13 protein-coding genes are annotated in these 16,759 nt (G+C 39.5%); all 13 read left to right on the forward strand.

Features of this window, described 5'->3' with window-relative positions; genetic code table 11:
- Positions 1-6: 6 nt before the first annotated feature.
- The 13 genes from OH31_RS13960 to OH31_RS14020 all read left to right on the forward strand — a co-directional run bounded on the left by OH31_RS13960 (position 7) and on the right by OH31_RS14020 (position 16,746).
- Positions 7-1,488 carry a lipopolysaccharide biosynthesis protein gene (locus OH31_RS13960; RefSeq protein WP_024931213.1) on the forward strand — a complete coding sequence of 494 codons (1,482 nt, stop codon included), beginning with the start codon at positions 7-9 and terminating at the stop codon, positions 1,486-1,488.
- 29 nt (positions 1,489-1,517) lie between these two features.
- Positions 1,518-2,411, forward strand: coding sequence for a hypothetical protein (locus OH31_RS13965; RefSeq protein ID WP_024931214.1), 894 nt, complete (start codon positions 1,518-1,520; stop codon positions 2,409-2,411).
- Positions 2,412-2,460: 49 nt separating this feature from the next.
- The gene (locus OH31_RS13970) at positions 2,461-3,411 is read left to right on the forward strand and encodes a polysaccharide pyruvyl transferase family protein (RefSeq protein WP_019882389.1); all 951 of its coding nucleotides are present in this window, start codon (positions 2,461-2,463) and stop codon (positions 3,409-3,411) included.
- A 36-nt stretch (positions 3,412-3,447) separates the two neighbouring features.
- Entirely contained in the window at positions 3,448-5,469 is a 2,022-nt protein-coding gene (locus OH31_RS13975) for an acyltransferase family protein (protein ID WP_024931215.1), read from the forward strand.
- A gap of 2 nt (positions 5,470-5,471) precedes the next feature.
- Entirely contained in the window at positions 5,472-6,287 is an 816-nt protein-coding gene (locus tag OH31_RS13980; RefSeq protein WP_024931216.1) for a glycosyltransferase family 2 protein, read from the forward strand.
- Positions 6,288-6,308: 21 nt separating this feature from the next.
- Positions 6,309-7,391 (forward strand): glycosyltransferase, encoded by a 1,083-nt coding sequence (locus tag OH31_RS13985; protein WP_024931217.1) that lies wholly within the window; start codon positions 6,309-6,311, stop codon positions 7,389-7,391.
- Positions 7,392-7,450: 59 nt separating this feature from the next.
- Positions 7,451-8,875: an O-antigen ligase gene (locus tag OH31_RS13990; RefSeq protein WP_024931218.1), complete on the forward strand. Its 1,425-nt coding sequence runs from the start codon at positions 7,451-7,453 to the stop codon at positions 8,873-8,875.
- Positions 8,876-8,950: 75 nt separating this feature from the next.
- Complete coding sequence (locus OH31_RS13995) at positions 8,951-10,099, forward strand: Gfo/Idh/MocA family protein (protein ID WP_024931219.1); 1,149 nt, start codon at positions 8,951-8,953, stop codon at positions 10,097-10,099.
- A gap of 63 nt (positions 10,100-10,162) precedes the next feature.
- Positions 10,163-11,377 carry a glycosyltransferase family 4 protein gene (locus OH31_RS14000; RefSeq protein ID WP_024931220.1) on the forward strand — a complete coding sequence of 405 codons (1,215 nt, stop codon included), beginning with the start codon at positions 10,163-10,165 and terminating at the stop codon, positions 11,375-11,377.
- 17 nt (positions 11,378-11,394) lie between these two features.
- Complete coding sequence (locus OH31_RS14005; RefSeq protein ID WP_024931221.1) at positions 11,395-12,792, forward strand: hypothetical protein; 1,398 nt, start codon at positions 11,395-11,397, stop codon at positions 12,790-12,792.
- Positions 12,793-12,824: 32 nt separating this feature from the next.
- Entirely contained in the window at positions 12,825-14,009 is a 1,185-nt protein-coding gene (locus OH31_RS14010) for a glycosyltransferase family 2 protein (protein WP_024931222.1), read from the forward strand.
- A gap of 32 nt (positions 14,010-14,041) precedes the next feature.
- Positions 14,042-15,172, forward strand: a complete 1,131-nt coding sequence (locus OH31_RS14015) for an acyltransferase (RefSeq protein WP_019882379.1) — start codon at positions 14,042-14,044, stop codon at positions 15,170-15,172.
- 158 nt (positions 15,173-15,330) lie between these two features.
- Entirely contained in the window at positions 15,331-16,746 is a 1,416-nt protein-coding gene (locus tag OH31_RS14020; protein ID WP_024931223.1) for a hypothetical protein, read from the forward strand.
- Positions 16,747-16,759 lie beyond the last annotated feature (13 nt).

Consider the following 16,759-nt stretch of genomic DNA (forward strand, 5'->3'; position numbering starts at 1 on the left):
GTATAAATGAAAGAAAAGCTTTTTATTGGAGTTTTCTGGCTGGGTGCCGCGAAACTAATTATTAATTTTCTGGCCCTGATCAGCACGATAATACTTGCCAGATTATTAACACCTGAAGACTTTGGTTTAGTTGCAATTGTTCTAGCCTTACTTGCAATTATAGAGGCAGTAACAGATTTATCTTTGGCATCTGCTTTAATTCATATCAAAGAACCATCAGAGGAGCACTTTCACACAGCCTGGAGTCTGAATCTGACAAGAGGCGTTTTCCTTGCTTTTATATTTTGGCTTTCTTCTGAATTTATAGCCAACTATTATCATGACGTTAGGCTGACTAATATCATGTGGATTATTAGTGGCTCAATTCTGATCTCGGGCTTTACAAACCCTAAGATGGTTGTATTGACTAAAAAGTTAATTTTTTGGCAAGAATTTGTGGTCACAGTCTCGCAGAAATTAATGTCAGTTATTGTTTCAGTAGTTTTTGCCTTTTTGTTCCGCAGCTATTGGGCATTGATTGCTGGCGTTATTACCTCTCAACTTGTTGGGGTTTTAGTTTCTTATCTCATCATAAGTTATAAACCTAAGTTTACTTATCTGCACCTTCGTGATATCTGGTCTTTTTCGATTTGGCTTACACTTGGTAAAATTGTAAACACCCTAAATTGGAAATTTGATCAACTGTTAATTGGAAGTCAGCTAGGAAGTAAATCTTTAGGTTTCTATACTGTGGGCGACAACTTGGCTGGGCTTCCAACACGTGAAGCCATCCAGCCACTTGAAAACACTCTCTTTCCGGGGTTCTCTCATATTGCTGAAGATAAGGAGAGATTGCGAAATGCATATGTAAAATCTCAAACACTTATTACAGCCATCGCATTACCACTCGGCATTGGTTTTGCTGCGATTTCTTACCCCTTGGTTTTATTACTTATGGGGGCAAAGTGGCTGCCTTCAGTTCAGGTCATTCAAGTTATTTCATGTATATATGTTTTGCAGACAATTGGCTCCCAAGTGCACCCAATTGCAATGGCTGTTGGTAAAACAAAAACTCTTTTTTATAGAGATATGCTTAACTTCATTATTAGGCTTCCAATAATTATCGGCGGTTTGTTTTATTTTGGACTAATGGGCGTTATTTTCGGCCGTGCCATCAGTGGGTCAATATCGCTACTGATTAATATGCATTTGATTAGTAAGATGTTAGGGATCAGCATATGGGAGCAAGTGAACTCAAATGCTAGAGCTATCGCCAGTGTGCTTGGTATGGCGTATTTTCTCTTAGTGATTCAAACAAATGCCTCATTTGAGAGTAGTAGCACATTTGAGTTAGCACTACAGGTCATAGGTATGGTGCTCTCTGCTTTTCTTGTTTATGCCGGTTTGAATTTATTGTTATGGCTACTGATGAATAAGCCATCTGGTCCTGAATCAGAACTCTTGAAAGTTTTAACAACAGTTCTGAAAAAATTTAAACGGTTTGAGTGAATTAATTTAGATGACTTGGAATATTTAACATGCACGCAGATATTGCAAATTTTTTATGGGTGGGGAATTCGCTATCACTGTACGAAGCCAAGTGTATTGAGTCATTCGTAAAGAACGGCTTTAAAGTACATGTTTACTCTTATGGCGAATTAGCCATACCAGATGGTGCAATACTCAAGGATGGGGGGGAGGTTTTGCCACTCTCTGAAGTCTATTCATACACACAAGCAGGGAAGAAGGGAAATCTCGCCGCCTTCTCTGATGCATTTAGATATGAATTATGTAAGTTAAAGGCTGGTTGGTGGTTCGACACTGATGTGTTTTGCTTAAAGAATGTCAGCGAATGGATTGCACTTGCTGAGAGCAAACAGGGGTCCTTTGTTTTTGGTTGGGAAAGTGATGAGTTGGTTAATGGTGCCGTCATGTTCTCTGACAATGAGCAATTTAATAATCTGGTGTCAAAAAAGCTTAGCGAAATTGGTAAAGAATTTGTTTGGGGGGAAATCGGCCCCAGATTAATTACCAAAACAGTGAGTGAGTTGCAAATGGTCGATCAGGTGGTAGATAAGCATCTGTTTTACCCCATAAACTTTAATGATATGAGTTACTTCTTCGACCCTTCACTAAAGGATGCATCGAATGAAATTATCAAGAATAGTTTTTGTGTTCACCTGTGGAATGAAATTTACTCGATATATAAGATTCCTAAAAATTTACCGCCTCCTTCAGGTAGCTTTCTGAATGAGTTATTGTCAATACATTCTAAATTAGATAATTTATATTCAATCCCACAAAATGTTCTCAATATTTTATTTGAATATCCCTTCATCGAAGGCTCGTTACAAGAGCATAAGGCTTATAAAAATAAAATTGAGTCTTTACTAGTTACAAGAGTGTTCAGAAAGCTAAGATCCTTACTTTAATCTGGGCTCAATGGCATTATTTAGATATTTATTTTAGGTCGATGTTGAAATGATAAAAAAACAAATTAAGAAAACTTTATTAAATATTAGAGATTTGATATTGCGCTCACCACTTAATGGATTGATATATGACAAAAAAAGTGTATATGTACTTTCCTATCCCAAGTTAACCAATATTGGTGACGAGGTGCAGTCTATTGCTAGCCATGATCTTTTGAGAGCTCTCGACTTTAATGTTAAATATGTTCCAAGAGAAAGACTTTCAAAGGTTTTCTCAATATTTAAACGCAAGGCTATCTTAAATGGCTGGTTTTCTCATGATGAAAACTCATTTCCACCCACTAAGGCTATTACTCCGATCTTTATAGGCTTTCATCTAGCAAACAAACACATCTTAAATTCAAAGCAAGCAGTTAACTATTTTAAAGAACATACTCCGATAGGTTGTAGAGATTTTGCGACGCAAACGGCATTAAGCTCGGTTGGTATCAATGCCTATTACTCTGGCTGCCCCACGTTAACACTCAATAAACGTGATGTTGAAAAAACCATTGAATGCCTAGTTGTTGATGCACATTTAAATAATCCTGACGGTCACACTAGTGACGCAAGACATTTGTTGAATAGCATTATTGATAAGTACCAGATAAAGAATATTCAATATGCAACACAAAATTGCGAAGAAAACACAGCTGCACCCAGGAAAGTAGAATTGGCTGAAGCCAGGCTAAATGATTTATGTGCCAGTAAACTCGTTATTACCAACAGAATTCATGTTGCATTACCCTGTCTTGCTATGCAAGTTCCTGTTATTTTCATTCATGCAGAGCCTGAGAATGATGCTCGAATCGCCTCGTTCCTAGATCTTTTTTGGTACAAAACAAACACTGAAGAAGTCCTTCCATCTGAAACAGACTATCTCCAAATTAAAAATAAGGACACCTATTTAAAATTGAGAGAGTCGATTATCAATCAGTATCAAAATCACTTAATCAAATAACTCCACCTAACGGCTAACAAACAATTTAAGCATGCTGTGAATAAGAACCTGTTAAAACCCAATTTTCGATATGATATTAATGCACTTAGAGCATTAGCTGTAGTATCTGTCGTCTTCTATCATTTTAAAGTCAAAGGCTTTGGCGTTGGGTTTATTGGGGTAGACATATTCTTTGTAATTTCCGGGTATTTGATGACTCAAATTATTGTGAATATGCTCGATAAGAATAGCTTTAGCTATATCAAGTTTATTTATTCGCGTGCGACAAGAATATGGCCTGCGCTTATTGGGCTAGTTTTAGCATTGAGCTTGTTTGGGGCTATTTTATTACCTGCCGATGACTATATGAAGTTTGCCGAGAGTGCGATCAAAGCACTCTTGTTTATAAGCAATGCTGAGTTTGCCAAAGGTGTAGGTTACTTCTCCTCAGGGATTGAAGAAAGATGGTTTTTGCACAGTTGGTCATTGTCTGTCGAGTGGCAGTTTTATTGTGCTTATCCGCTGATAGTTTTTGCACTTTACAAAGTAGCCACGGCGGTGAGTTCTGGCTGGAGTAAGCGACTATACTCCAAGCAACTGTTGAATTTAATATTGCTAACGCTGACACTTTCGTCATTTTTTTATTCACTACATTTAACATTAATTGATCAGCCCAAAGCCTTTTTCTCTTTGCCTTCACGAGCTTGGGAAATGCTTATTGGTGGCCATGTACTTTTGTTGAAGAATACCAAACTCAATTTATGGGTTAAGCAGCATGCGGGCTATTTTAAGTGTTTATCGGTGGCAATGTTTGCTGCATGTGTCTGGTTGGGTCGTGGTGGGGTATGGGAGTCAGTTTGGCCAGGCCGCTTCGCACTTATTCCGGTGATTGCTACAGCTATTTATATTTTGGCTGAGGAATCGAATTCGTTTTGGTCCAGGCTTGAGTCTAATAAAGTTACTCAGTCTTTAGGCAACTGGTCCTACTCAATTTACTTGTGGCATTGGCCAGTCGTCATCGCAATCAACTTTTATGGATTAGCTGTTGTCCCTAAGTCTATTGCAGTTGCCGGATTAATACTAAGTATTATCTTTGGCTACATTTCTTATCGATGGATTGAGCAAGTATTCCGCACGAAAAATGTTTCGCTGTATAGTTTGTTAAAAGTAGTGATTCCTTATGGTCTGGTTTGCATATTGGTGACCGCCATTGTCTGGACTAATGGCGCTGCAAACAGACCGAATATTATTTCTTATCCAGAAGAATATTCAACAGCTTTAAAACTTCCAGGTAAGTATGAAAACTCTAAACTACTGCCGGCTCAATCACTGCAGACTTTGACGTTAAATGAGAATGCACCGCAAAAGGTTTTGCTTATGGGAGACTCTCATGCCGAGCATTTGTACCCATGGTTTGTACATAACTTAAAAAACGCATCTGTAACATTTGCTATTACGATTGGCTGTCCGCCTTTGCCAGGATTAAATAGACATGATCAAGGGTGGAGCTGCGATCAAAGCTTCCAGAAAATTGAGCGCTTAATTCAAAAAAACCAATTTGATGTGATTGTGATTTCAGGTAACTGGTACTCTATTGATTGGGATAGACCTGGGGTTTGTGCCAAGAAATATCCGCATTGTCCTGAACTAAATATTGAGCAAAATAGAGATTATGCAATAAACAGCATGGCTGAGTTTCTGGATACGCTAATTGAAAAGAAAGTCAAAGTGGTGATTGTTAAACCAACACCATACTCGCCTGTAGCAATCGGCCATGTCTGGAAAAGATATCGGATGTGGGGAGTTAAGCCACCCTCAACTTATATTGATAAAGAATGGGCTAGTAATAATGGCGACATGTTCTTAGATGCCGTAGTAAATCGGTTAAAAAGTAAAAACCATTTAATCACAGTTGATTTGAGAAGCACTTTTTGTAAAAGAGGTAGTTGTGATTATTTTGATGCTAATAATGCACCAATTTTTTGGGATGATAATCATTTTAGTCCTGGCTGGATTTTAAAGAATGGTACATCGCTATCTGTAATTAATAGTTTTTTCAATCCGATTTCGAGTTTTTGATAATGAGAACACATAAAGACTATTCGGCTGTTATCCGAACATACAATAGCCTACCTTTGCTACTTAAGGTTCTAGATGCCTTAAAAATGCAAACGATCCCTCCATCTGATTATGTGATTGTTGATTCATCAAAAGACTATAGCCAAAAAGAAGCTATCAAAAAGCTAGGTCTTCAAGTTGTTGATTATCCTGATGAGGAGTTCAACTTTTCGAAGGCAATTAATATCGGCGTAGACTATGTAAAAACTGAACTTGTATTAATCATAAGCTCACATGTCCTCTTGAATGATCGCTCTTTAATTGAAAAGGGATTGGCGTTAGAGAGTTTTTCGATTGAGAACTACCTTGGTTTTTGTTTGACTCCCGCTATTAATGAAAGTGAGAATTGGGAGCCAGCAATGGTAACTAAATATAATTTTAGTCTAGATCTGGCAGCGTCTAATTCTTGTACGATGTTAAAAACATTGCATATTCAGCAACGGCCATTTTTAGAGGAGGTTTTTTCAGCTGAAGATCAAGAGTGGGCCGCATATTACTTGCGAGAAAAAGAGGCTTACTTTTATCGAGTGAAAGCTTATGAAGCGAAATATCTTAATGTAAATATGAATGATCAAAAAATTATTAATGAGCAAATTGCTTTAGCTTATTATACGCATCGTGAAATGTTGGGTTATCGTAATATTATTATGAGGCTCTTTAGAGCTGTAGTTGCAAGAGTGAGGGGAAGAACTGGACGAGCGCGTTTGCATTTTACGATTGCGAAAGAGTTGTTTGTTGCCAGATCAAACAAACCTGTCAAAAAATCAAAATACTTTTAGCGAATAAACAGGGCCTCGAACATGGCTAAAATAGATGTATTACTCCCGGTAAAAAATGGTGTCGCTTATCTCGCAGAAGCAATAGATAGCATAATTAATCAAAACTTTTCTGACTGGCGTTTGATTGTACTGGATCATGGCTCTACTGACGGCAGCTATGAGATGGCGCTTGATTACGCAAAGGCCGACCAACGTATAGTGGTATTCCAATTCTTAGACGCGGTGGGCTTGTCTGGATTATTGAACAAAGGTCTTGAGCTGTGTCAATGCGATTTCGTCATGCGCCATGATGCAGATGATGTCGCCTTTCCCGATAGAATGGAAAAGTCTTTGGCGGCTTTTGCACGCCATCCACATATTGATGTCATTGGTGGTCACGCATTAAAAATTGATGGTGCAGGTAAAGAGACCGGCTTAATTAAAGTCCCTACGGATATTGCAAGGTTACAAGCAGCTTTTTTCTTTAAAAATCCAATCATACATCCGACAGTGATGATGCGGTTTTCGACAATTCAAGCTTTAGCTATGAGGTATGGTATCGATTTTATCAATCTTCTACCTGAGTCTGAGCAACTAGTCGTCAATGGATTGGCCGAGGATTACTATTTATTTGGCCAGCTAGGTGTGCTGGGAAAGTGCCTCAATATTGATGAGGTGTTAATCAAATACAGATGGCATGGCAATAATGTAGGGGCTACAAAGTTTTTAGACCAAATTTCACTCTCGATTAAAATTTCACGATATCTTGCGGCTTCGTTTTCAGCCAGGCACAGTATTGAAAGGTTTGATCCGGCGCCATTTTGCACATATGGTGGTACAGTGCTAGAAATAGTGCCTAATGTATCCCATCATGATCTGGCAGGCAGATTCAATAAGATGTCAGATACTTTAAGCTGCGTACTCGGCAAGTCAAATGGATTGTCACGAGAATTAGCTTATCGCAAGGTATTATCTACACGCCATACTTTATGTATGCTAATCAAGTATATGTTTTTTACACTCAAAAATAGCAGGGAGCTTGATGAGTGGTATGCCGTAAAAAACTGGGTGACCAGAAAAATCAAGCGTCGCCAGTTTGTAAGTGTTGAGTTGTTAGATCAATAAAACTCAATTGCTTACAATAATAATGATTAAATAATTGAGATGACATACAGGTTGCAGAAATGGCCCAATTAAACATTAACAAATCAAAAGTGATATTTTCACTGTTGGCAGTTTTTGCAGCCTTATTTTTTGGGTTAGTTTCACTTATATTGGTTCAGATTTCAGGAAAGCATTATGCCTATCTTGCCGCATTGCCGGTTGCGATTATATTGGGCTTAGTATTTGTATTTAACAGATACTTTTTCTTCATATTGGTTATTCTAAGTCGAGCCTCTTTAGACTCAATTTTCAATGCAATCAAATTAGGTAGCTTCGGTTTAGGTGCAGTTCTAAACGCTTTAGTTATTCTTATCGCGATACTGATGGTTTTTGAAAAACCACTTAAATACGATATAAAACTTGATTCAATCAAGCTATCTTGGATCATTTTTCTCACGCTTGCTTTTGTTTCAATATTTTATGCACCAGCATTCGTTGCAAGCTTGAAGGTTTTTTTATTATTTGTTTCTTATTGTTCAATGTTTACACTTGGGCTCTATGTTGTTCAAACACAGGAAGACTTCTCTAAGTGGATGAAGATGATTGTGTACTCATCGTTTATCCCATCAATCTATGCAATACTTAGTATGACATTCGGCCTGAGTGGTTTTTATCACTCTTTGAATGAAGGCCTTCGTCTACAAAGCACCTTTCCCCATCCGAATACTTATGCCCCATATCTGGTCATTGTAATTACCGTTTCCTTTTATTTGTGGAGAGCTAAGCCATCTTTGGTTTCTCCAACATTTAATAAGTTTTTGCCGGTATACATAGTGCTTTTATGCTTTTTCTTGTTGATGACAAAGACCAGGTCTACATGGGTTGCTTGTTATGTATTTTTTCTTTTGTATGCTTCATTTCATGAGAGAAAACTCTTGCTCCCAGTTCTACTCGCGCCATTTTTGGCACTATTAATTCCAGAGATCAGGGACCGTGTGATGGATTTGGCCCAGGGCTCAAACTTTGGTGCCGATGGGTATGGTAGATTGAATTCATATGCATGGCGTAAACAAGTATGGACTGATGCCATAAACTGGATGTCAAAAACGCATTATTTGTTTGGGTACGGGCTAGCGAGCTTTATTCATTACTCTACAAGCATTATCAAGGCTAACGCATATCAAATGCAAACTGTAGAAATTAATGCTCACAGCGTTTATGTGCAGTTGTTCTTTGAACTTGGAATATTTGGACTACTCTCATTTTTGTATCTTTTATATGCACATCTTAAGGCTCTTTTAACTGTATATAAAAGAAACAAACTATTGATCTTCATGGTTATTGTAATGATGATTGAATACTTGTTTATGTCCTACTCAGACAACCTCATCGACTATCTCATTTATGAATGGTATTTATGGTTTACTGTTGGTATATCGCTCAGCAGCGTTAAATTGTCACAAACAAAAATGCAGTCACATGAATTGAAAGTACACCGTACTTGATGATTAGCGTGCTTGCGCTTTAATCATGAGCGACAGCACAAGCAAAAAAGTTTTTTATTTTATAAGTGGTTGGTTATGTACACCGTTTCAATTATAGGGACTGGATATGTCGCTGATTTTTACATGCGATCCCTGCAAACTTTTCCAGAAGTTAAAGTACTGAAGGCCTATGATATCAATCAGCAACGACTAAAGGTTTTTGCTGACTATTGGCATGTGCCTACTGCAGCGTCTTTGGAAGAGTTGCTTAATACTTCAGATGCCCAAGAACGTCCAATGTTGATCTTGAATCTTACGAATCCACATGCACACTTTACGGTGAGCAAGGCTTGTCTTGAAGCTGGTTACAATGTGTATAGTGAAAAGCCGCTGAGTATCAAAATGGAAGATGCTTTTGAATTACATAGAATTGCCGCTGAAAAAGACCTTTATCTCGCCTCAGCGCCCTGCAGCTATTTAAGCCAGGTAGCGCAGACAGTTTGGCTGGCTGTACGTGAAAAGCTCATGGGCAAACCACTGCTGGTTTATGCGGAGCTGGATGATGATTTTATATCGCAAGCCCCTTATCAAAAATGGATCAGTGAGTCTGGTGCGCCATGGCCAGCTGAAGATGAGTTCAAAGTAGGCTGCACTCTGGAACACGCTGGATATTATTTATCCTGGCTGATGATGATTTTTGGTCCGATAGAAAAGGTGATTGCAGCCTCGGCAGAGATCATCAAAGATAAGTTACCAAATAATCAACAAACAGCACCTGATTACTCTACAGCGACTTTATTTTTCAAATGTGGGCTGATCGCACGTATCACCTGTGGGATTGTTGCACCACACAATCACGGGCTGCGTATTATTTGCGAGCAAGGCGTCATCGAAGTAAATGAGTCCTGGAATAACGCAGCGGTTGTAAAAACCAGACGCCGTTATGTCTTACATAGAAAGTTGATTAACAGCTTGTTTACAAGAAAGTTAAAACTGTCAGGCCCATCGCACCCCATGGGGCCTAAAAAAGGTAATACAAAAATGAATTTTGCCCTAGGACCAATGGAATTATTAAGCGCGATTAAGGAGCAACGTCCGCCTAGAACCTCTGCGGACTTTGCGTTGCATTTGAATGAAGTCACTTTGGCAATACAGAATGCGCGCGATAATACCGGTGTACAGATAATGAAAACTTCATGTCCAGAACAGCCGCCTATGCCTTGGGCGCACGCACTAAAGTCATAAACTACCTCTAAAGTCAGCCTAGTGGCTGACTTTTTAAATAACATCATCTCAAGAGTGCATCAAATGCGTATTGCTTACTTCACCAGTATCTATCCAAGAGCCACCGATACTTTTATTCAAAGAGAAGTAACGGGATTGCGCCAATTGGGGCATCAAGTCTTTACCATTTCGACTAACAAACCGGGCGGTGAGCATTTAATCAGCCCAGAGGTAAAAAAAATCTTTGATGAAACAGATTACCTATTGCCATTTAACCCGCTTTTGCTCGCCTGGTTAAATATTCAGGGATTATTATTTAATACCAGACGCTATTTACATGCCTGGAAAATTGCGCTGAAAAGCGCAAGACCTGGTATTAAAGGATTTTTGTACCAGCTTTTTTATTTTCAGGAATCCCTGCTTTTGGTGCAGCTATTAAAAAAACATCAAATTGAGCATGTCCATAATCATTTTGGTGATAGCAGTGGCACGATTACCATGCTGGCATCTTTGCAATCGGGGGTAGGGTACAGTATTACGATACATGGCCCCCATATTTTCTTTGAACCATTAGTGTGGGCGCTTGACTTAAAACTTAAGTACTCTAAGTTTGTGGCATGCATTAGCCACTATTGCCAAAGCCAGATTATGCTGTTTTCAGACGCCGCTGACTGGCATAAATTAAAAATCGTGCATTGCGGGATTGATTTTAACCATTATCAAACTGTGCAATCTGCACCAACTGTTGTTCAAGGCCAGCCTGCAAAGCTCATTTACGTGGGCCGATTGGCCCCTGAAAAAGGGGTGGGGGTAATGATTAATAGCCTGATTAAACTGAAGCAAGAAGGCACGACTTTTGAATTAACATTGATTGGCGATGGCCCGGAAAGAGTACACCTGGAACAGCTGGTGGCTAAGAATGATTTAAAAGAAAATATTTTGTTTCATGGCTACGCGAACCAACAGACTGTGAGAGCCAAACTATTGGAAAGTGATATTTTCGTCTTACCCAGTTTTGCAGAAGGCGTTCCTGTGTCATTTATGGAGGCCATGGCTTCTGGTATTCCGGTAGTGGGTACTAATGTTGGCGGAGTGAGTGAGTTGATTGAACACGGCGTCACCGGACTGATTGTTCCGCCCGCGGATGAAGACGCTTTAAAGAATGCCATATCACGCTATATCAAAGATCCGGATTTACGTTTGCGTATAAGCCAGGCAGCCAGAATATATGTTGAAAACGAATTCAATCTGGACAAAGAGCTTTCCAAGCTTTCCAGTTACATTTCTGAGGCTAACTAACAGTATTGGATAATATTATGGTGAAAAGTTTTAAACTAATCTCTGCCACATTAATATCTTTATGTATTGGTTGCAGCAATGAAGTGAGCTACGGTGCTCAAGACCAAACTTATTTAACCCCTTTTGCTAAAAACTCTTTGTGGAACAGTAAACCGTTGAATCCGGTATTTAGTGACTTTGTGATTCCGACTTCTGACTACTTCCCATCCATCCACAATGGCCAATATTCTACGGGTTGTTTCTATGCAACTACCTCAGATCAGCCTATGAAAATTAAGGGTACAAAGGGACAAAAAGGGGTCTTTGATGCTGATGCAGAAACCTTTCATGAGGAGCTAATACTTCCTCATTGGCCTGCTGACTTAATTCCAGCGAGCGGGGGTGATGGGCACGCTGATATTTTTGATGTAGCAACTGGCATAATCCACTCTTTCTGGCAGTTGAAAAAAGTAGATGGTGAATGGCGAGCTACGCATTATGGATGGATGCCGATGAAAGGCTCAGGTTGGGCAGATGCGGCACATTACCATCAAGGCGCTCGTGCGACAGGCGTTCCTGCCTGTGCAGGCATCATTCGCAAACATGAAATTAGTGATGGCGAGCCACTCTATCATCATGCGCTAGCCATTTCTTTGACACATAACTCACTATCAGCAAATCCGCCTTATATTTTTCCTGCGACAATTTCTGATCGTTTTGTGGATAAAAACAAGGGACCGATTTCTGAAGGATCGCTCATCATGTTGCCTGCAGATTTCGATATTAATGTATTCAAGACGCCAGAAATCAAGAAGATTGCCAAAACATTACAAGTGCACGGAGCCTATGTTGTAGATGAAAACTATGGGACACCTTACGTAATTTATGTAGAACGAGGCGGCTCACTAGATATACACAAGGGGCTTTGGAACAATGCCGCAGCTGAGGAGTTACAATTACTCCGCAAACAATTACGCAAGGTAACATCAGTCTCCGGTTACCTTGATGCTGAAGGAAACAACTTCCAACCCAATGCAAATGTAAATGTTTTATCTATGAGAGGACCATGGTACCTAGAGTCCGGGCAGGCACTAGGAAAATATGACTCTTATAATCAATCCATTGTTTTTTCCGGAAGCGGCCGTAAAACAGTACAATCCAATGAATCTGGTCGCTCAATGCACACGGTTTTGTGGGCTAAGCCCCAAAAAGGTGAGCGCTATAAACTATCCGTCACGGCGACTGGTGGTGCACAGTTAAACTTAAAAGTACTTGATGGTGCTACGCGAAAATTAGTCTATGAAACTGGCAATGTGCCAGATGGGCAATCAGTCACTTTTGAATGGCCAGTAGATAGTTTCGTACCAAAATTAGTATTAACCAGTGGTGTCGATAACCAATCAAGCATTTCTGCTACTTTATTAAAAGATCAGTAATTATTTCGTAAAAGCATAGGGATAAGAAGAGAATGGAAAGTATTTTAAGTGGGCTTTACTGGATAGTTTTTATCATCCTGGCTATTCCTGTCATAGTATTTTCCATTCAAATTCTGTTTGCAGTTTTGCCCGGCTTTAAGTTAAGAAAAATTGAAAACTCCTTGGCGAGCGTTGCGGTACTTATCCCAGCGCACAACGAAGCTAAAGGCATACAGGAAACTTTACGCTCTATTCAAGCACAAGCGACTGAGCATACCCGTATAGTCGTTATTGCAGACAATTGTGTAGATAATACTGCTGAGTTAGCGCAAGCAATGGGGGTGGAGGCGATTGAACGGCAAAATAAAGACCTTCGTGGTAAGGGATATGCGCTAGATTATGGTATTCAATTTTTAAAGCAAAATCCGCCCGAAATTCTGGTTATTTTTGATGCAGATTGCCAGATTTCCAAAGACTGTATTTCCGCACTTGCTCAGGCAGTCACGTTGCATCAGCGGGCGGTACAAGGGTTATACCTTATTCAATCTCCGGCAGAAGCCAAAGTGCCGACCCGATTGTCCGAATTTGCTTATGTTGTAAAAAGTTGGACGCGCGCGCTTGGATTCTATCGCTTAAGAATGCCGATGCTGCTTATGGGCTCTGGTATGGCTTTTCCTTGGAAACAAATAGCTGATGCCAATTTAGCACATGGCAGTATTGTAGAAGATATGAAACTGGGTATTGACCTGACAAATCAGCAATTGGCGCCAAAGTTTTGTCCCGAGGCTTTTGTAAGTAGCTTGTTTCCAGAGCATAGTGAAGGAGAACAATCTCAACGTAAACGCTGGGAGCACGGGCATCTCGGGATGATTGCCCAAGAAGGGCTACCATTATTGTGGCGCGGACTTAAAACCTTTGACATTCAAATGATCGCTATGGCGCTTGATTTATGCGTCCCACCGCTCGCATTACTATTTTTGCTTGCATTCGTATTTGCAAGTATTTCAGCCTGCATTGCTCTAATCTCTGGGCAGCTTTTCCCATGGGGAGCGGGAGTATTGTTATTTGTGATTTTCAATAGTTTTGTTTTAATCGCCTGGATAAAACACGGCCGCAATATCTTATCGATGAAAGCATTACTAACATTTGCTCCTGTCTATGCTTTCCGTAAAATCAAGCTATATCTTGGTTTTTTTGTGAACAGGCAAGTGGAATGGGTAAAGTCCAGAAAAGACTAACTTGATAACGTATTAATCTGAAAGTAAGCAAAATGAGCTCGATTGCAAATAATAAAAATAAAATTGATGAGTTAGAGAGTATTCGCGGTATAGCTGCTTTAATCGTAGTGATGTACCACATTCCAGGCTGGAATAGTTTTCTGCATCAGATCCCGTTAATTAGAGGTGGCGGGATCATGGTCGACTTGTTTTTTGTTTTGTCGGGCTTTGTAATTTACTCAGCTTATGGCAATAAGCTGAACTCTGCAAAAGAGGTTCTACAGTTTCAATTCCTGCGATTTGGCCGTTTATATCCGGTACATCTAACTTTTCTACTTGTTGCATTAGGGATTGAAACCCTCAAATATATTTTGCAAGCCTACTTTGGTATTGAAAGCCATAGTAAAGCACCGTTTGTACAAAATAATTTAGCTGCTTTTTTAAGAGAGCTTTTTCTAGTAAAAGCTTTCTGGCCTAATGAAACCGCTATGTCCTTTAATAGCCCAGCATGGTCAATTAGCGCGGAGTTCTATACGTATGTTATTTTTGCACTCATCATCCACTGGTTCAGAGAGTTTAAAACGCTAGTTTTTGCGTCGATTGCAATTGTCAGCATTTATGTTTTGTATGCATTTGATCCGGAACATTACAATTTCATGCTGAGATGCTTAGCTGGTTTTTTTGTTGGATGCTTAACTGCCTACGGTATACAAAAAGTAAAAAAATATCCTCATGATGGGGTATATAAGTTAAGTATATGGCTTATTCCTCTCTCAATATTCTGGATCATTATTATTGCGTCCACAGCGCAAGGATATACTGGTACAGCGCTCTTCATATATCCAGTCAGTGCATTATTGATTGCGGCTATCACCCTCAGCCCTGCAAATGTCTTTAAAAGGATTCTTTCACATGCATGGCTTGTATGGCTAGGAACCATTTCTTATTCACTATATATGGCTCATGGCGCGGTACTTTGGTGCTATCAGCAAGTTATCCGAATATTATTTCACCGACCAGAATTGATGATCCATGGGATATCAACACCACAATTCTCTGCCCTGGAAGCAGCAGGGTTAATTACTCTATTTTTGTTGATAGCATTTATAGTTTCGCATATTACTTATTTATTAATAGAGAAACCTTTTAGAGAAAAGTCTCGAGCATTGCTTCGCTCCTCATAATACTTATCAAATGTTTAAAGGCACTTAGGTGCCTTTTTTTATTTCTAATTTAAAAATAATTACTACATCAATAGCAATTAATCTTTTATTATGTAAATATTGGTTAATAAAATATAACAAATAAATAATTTCATGAGATTGCTAAAAGGAGTTCCAAGATGAAGTATCGCAAAGCCAAGTTAGCTAGCCAATTAATCATAGTTAATTTTCTGTTCGCTACAAACGCTTTTTCAGTAGATTATGGTACATATGAGCGTCCGTTTGCATTAGACTCATTTTGGAATAGTCGGCCAGTTTCACCAGTTTTTTCAAACTATGTGATTCCCAATTCTCTTTATAACCCAACTGCTTACACGCCAGCATATTCCGCCTCTTGCTTTCTTACAGATGCAAGTCACTCATCCGTAACGCTCAAGGTTGGTCCAGGTTATGGTGGTGTGCATGATAGAGATGCAGAGGTGCTGACATCAGAAATTACAATTCCTCATTGGCCTGAGGATGTTTTACCAGCATCAGGGGCTGATGCCCATGCAGATATATTTGATGTTGAGAACAAAATCATTCACTCATTTTATCGATTGAAAAAAGTAAATGGTGAATGGACGACATTGCTATATGCTTGGACTCCCCTTGATGGTCGTGGATGGGGTGACCCAGCACATTTCTATCATGGTGGGCGAGCAACGGGTATCGCGGCCTGCGCAGGCATGATTCGAAAGCATGAAGTAGATGATGGTGATAACATGTTTAGACATGCCTTAGCAATATCGCTCACAGATAATGCTTTATCTAAAGATTACGTTTTCCCCTCTACCTCTACTGATAACAACACAGGTAACTACACAGGCTCAATTCCAGAAGGTACATTATTGATGTTGCCTCCTGGTTTTAATACAGCATCAATTCAAACACCATTGATTAAGAAAATTGCAAATACGCTTAAAACTTATGGCGCATATGTTGTTGATAGAAATTACGGTACACCATTTGTTATTTACTCGGAGATCGGTGCAAATACATGGACGACTACCAATTTATCTTATGCTGAGTTTAGAGGACTGCATTCAGCGTTAAGAGCGGTTACTTCAGTGCAAGGCTGGGTCGATGGTAATGGTGTTAGCTATCAAGCGAACAAGAATCTAAATATATTATCTATGAGGGGGCCATGGGCGAGGGGGTACAATTATTTGCCAGACAGTGAAAAGTGCGAAACCTCATGTAATGTACTTGGTAAATTTAATTCGTATAAGCAAGTATTAGAATTCGACGCTACAGAAGAGCCAATTGTGCAGGCTAACTCCTCAGGACGCTCTGTGAGTACGATTGACTGGGCCAAACCTAAGAAAGGTATTAAGTATCAACTTAAAGCAAAAACCACTGGTGGTGCCAAATTGAGATTTGTTATTCGCAATCCACAAAAAAACGATTATGTGATTTATGACTCCTATAATCTAGAGAATGACCAGGCAGTTACATTTACCTGGCCTCTGGATGATTACGATATTACAGTGGTTGCAACCAGCGGCATAGAAGGACCATCAAGTGTAGCAGGGGACTTAATCAAACTTGAATAAACCTTCTGAGGCT

Source organism: Methylophilus sp. OH31 (assembly GCF_000576615.1).
Lineage (GTDB): Bacteria > Pseudomonadota > Gammaproteobacteria > Burkholderiales > Methylophilaceae > Methylophilus.

Bases quoted from the DNA above. Each gene is read 5' to 3' on its own strand.
- OH31_RS13960 (WP_024931213.1), top strand. From the start codon at position 7: ATGAAAGAAAAGCTTTTTATTGGAGTTTTCTGGCTGGGTGCCGCGAAA.
- OH31_RS13965 (WP_024931214.1), top strand. From the start codon at position 1,518: ATGCACGCAGATATTGCAAATTTTTTATGGGTGGGGAATTCGCTATCA.
- OH31_RS13970 (WP_019882389.1), top strand. From the start codon at position 2,461: ATGATAAAAAAACAAATTAAGAAAACTTTATTAAATATTAGAGATTTG.
- OH31_RS13980 (WP_024931216.1), top strand. From the start codon at position 5,472: ATGAGAACACATAAAGACTATTCGGCTGTTATCCGAACATACAATAGC.
- OH31_RS13985 (WP_024931217.1), top strand. From the start codon at position 6,309: ATGGCTAAAATAGATGTATTACTCCCGGTAAAAAATGGTGTCGCTTAT.
- OH31_RS13990 (WP_024931218.1), top strand. From the start codon at position 7,451: ATGGCCCAATTAAACATTAACAAATCAAAAGTGATATTTTCACTGTTG.
- OH31_RS13995 (WP_024931219.1), top strand. From the start codon at position 8,951: ATGTACACCGTTTCAATTATAGGGACTGGATATGTCGCTGATTTTTAC.
- OH31_RS14000 (WP_024931220.1), top strand. From the start codon at position 10,163: ATGCGTATTGCTTACTTCACCAGTATCTATCCAAGAGCCACCGATACT.
- OH31_RS14005 (WP_024931221.1), top strand. From the start codon at position 11,395: ATGGTGAAAAGTTTTAAACTAATCTCTGCCACATTAATATCTTTATGT.
- OH31_RS14010 (WP_024931222.1), top strand. From the start codon at position 12,825: ATGGAAAGTATTTTAAGTGGGCTTTACTGGATAGTTTTTATCATCCTG.
- OH31_RS14015 (WP_019882379.1), top strand. From the start codon at position 14,042: ATGAGCTCGATTGCAAATAATAAAAATAAAATTGATGAGTTAGAGAGT.
- OH31_RS14020 (WP_024931223.1), top strand. From the start codon at position 15,331: ATGAAGTATCGCAAAGCCAAGTTAGCTAGCCAATTAATCATAGTTAAT.